At 41.5% G+C, this 521-nt stretch carries 1 protein-coding gene; it reads left to right on the top strand.

Going from position 1 to position 521, the window contains the following annotated elements; translation table 11 throughout:
- Nucleotides 1-267: 267 nt before the first annotated feature.
- The coding region (locus ACFFIX_RS27945) for a hypothetical protein (protein WP_446686124.1) at nt 268-521 on the top strand (254 nt) is incomplete at its 3' end.

Below are 521 nucleotides of genomic sequence, written 5' to 3'. Positions count from 1 at the left end.
TCTATATCCTTGATAAAAAAGCAAGATAGCCAAAATGTGCGGCAAGCATACATTTCTATTTTCAGGAATAGAATAAATGTTCCGATTACAAACAATTTAAGTCGGAGATAATTTGTCCTTGTGAAAAAATACTGAATTTTATACCTCTGAAATCCAGCACTTTGTAAAATTGAGTGTTGGATTTTTTATTTTCTGCCGCGTTTTTTGCCAATTATATTCATGTGCGCACGCAGAAAACAAAGTGTAATTTTCAAAATTGACAGAACCATGAATTATTTCTTGCTGGCGGAAACCGACTTTTTCCGCCTGATAAACGAAGCCGGCGACTGCAATATGGAAACGGCATACACGGCTTTCGCCACCCAAGTGATCGAACTGTGCAACGGCGGCATGGACATGAACCTTACCGTCATCGCGCTTGCCTACATCGAAATCGAGTTGCAGCACCATCCGGTGCGTAATCTGTCAGAAGAAAGAAGAGAGATTGCCGCCTACGTCAGCAAGGCTCTGTCTTTCGTAAG

The sequence above is a fragment of the Metabacillus herbersteinensis genome, from assembly GCF_042433335.1.
Classification (GTDB): Bacteria; Bacillota; Bacilli; order Bacillales; family Bacillaceae; genus Metabacillus; species Metabacillus herbersteinensis.
This window is presented reverse-complemented; position numbering and strand designations above follow the sequence as displayed.